Consider the following 1,739-nt stretch of genomic DNA (forward strand, 5'->3'; position numbering starts at 1 on the left):
ACGCACACCACGCGGGGGCTGCTTCCCGCGCAGGTCCCGCACGCCGACGCCGCCTTCAACGCAGGACGCGCGGCGCTGGCCGTGCACGCGCTGACCACCGACCCGTCGCTGCTGCCCGCGGCCACCGAGGACCGGCTGCACCAGGACTACCGGGAACCCGCGTGGCCCGCCACGATCGAGCTGGTGCGGCGGTTGCGGGCCGCCGGGGTGGCGGCCGCGGTCTCCGGAGCCGGGCCGACCGTGCTGGCCTTGCCACCGCGCGGCGAACTGCCGAATTCCGCGCACAGCACGGGTTTCACCGCACTGCACCTGCCGGTGGACCGCTGCGGCGTTCGGGTGGTGTCCGGGCGGTCGCAGATCGAATAGCCGACCGGCCGGACCATTCCTCCGAGCGCGGTGGTACAAAGGAAGTGTCAGCCGGACGAAGTCCGGTGGCTGGTGTTCCGGTGCTGTACGTGCGTGATACGGCTCCGGTTCGCTCGGTGGCACCGCGCAGTGCTCGCTGCAAGGCCGATCGGGTTCTTGTGCGGCACTCTCGGAGCGGCGCCGATTCGATCGAATTCCGTGGCTGTTGCAGCACGGCGGACGCCGAACACCATGATCGACAGAGGGTGTGGCCGCGACCGGTGAGGTTGTTGCACCTCGATGGCGGGGCGTCTACCCTCAAGGTCAATCAGTCACCGCGCGCAGAGCGCCGGTGCCGCATCCGGGGCATCGTTTCCCGGGGCACATCTCTCGCTAGTGAATTGACTCCACCCGGCGCGGGTGAAGGTCAGGATCGGCGGGTACTCGGCCGCGGTGGCAGAGGCAGGAGTTGTCAACTCAATGGGGTTCGCGCGAGGCGGCGGCCCCCGCTCCGGTGGATTCGCACCGGGAACTCGGCGAACCGCCGAGTCGGGGGCAGCGGGCACGCCCGCGGCGATCGACGCCGGATCGGCGTGTACCCCGGTGCCACTGTCTGCGGTCCTGCACGGCGACACTTCGGGCCGGACCGGAAATCACAGCGCTCCCCGTGAACGACAACACCTGAGTGAGGCGGCAGCAGGGCGTGCACCGGCAAGTGTGGATCGGAGTGGATGCGTCGCACGTGGACCGTGGTTCCAGCACGCAGGCGCGTGACGACCGCAACCGCGCAACGACATCGGACGAACGCCAGGGCTGGGCTCCTCTTACCGCCCAATGCCGCTGGTTCCGGCTAATCGCCGACGCCGATCGAGCCGCGCGTGCGTGTTGAACTCGACCGGCATCGGGCCGGTAGCGCAAAAGGCCGTCCGCGAGCATGAGCGGGCGGGCAATCCGCTGGGCCGCGTAGGAGGCGCGGTCCGGTCAGGAAGGACATTCGTGAGCAACACCGAACTGTTGAGCAGCGACGCGGCCAACGGCGTCCCCGCGGCCGGCGGGCAGGACTCCGCCCAGTCCTCGGGCACCGACAGCAACGGCACCCCGCGCCGTCGCGGAGGGCTGTCCGGCATGCTCCTCCCCGAGCTGCGCCAACTCGCGGGGGAACTGGGGATCGACACCGGCGGACTGCGCAAGGGTGACCTGATCGCCGCCATCAAGGAGCGGCAGGGCGGCGGTGCGCCGCAGCGTTCCCGCGGCGCGGGCACCAAGCAAGCCACCGCGACGCAGGAGGACACCGGCAAGAGCGCGCCGGAGTCCGGCAAGGCCGCGCAGGACGGCGCCTCCGGCGGCGGCAAGGCGCACCAGCCCGCGCTCGACGAGACCGACTCTTCGCCGAA

General features: G+C 71.0%; 1 protein-coding gene and 1 pseudogene. Both read left to right on the top strand.

Annotated features, from left to right (window positions below; all coding sequences use genetic code 11):
- Positions 1-366, top strand: a pseudogene (locus tag IJH84_RS24615) (homoserine kinase); the annotation flags it as partial.
- A gap of 975 nt (positions 367-1,341) precedes the next feature.
- Positions 1,342-1,739: Rho termination factor N-terminal domain-containing protein (locus IJH84_RS24620; protein WP_295149612.1), on the top strand; the 398-nt coding region annotated here is incomplete at its 3' end.

The organism is Saccharopolyspora sp., assembly GCF_017434145.1.
GTDB lineage: Bacteria > Actinomycetota > Actinomycetes > Mycobacteriales > Pseudonocardiaceae > Saccharopolyspora_C > Saccharopolyspora_C galaxeae.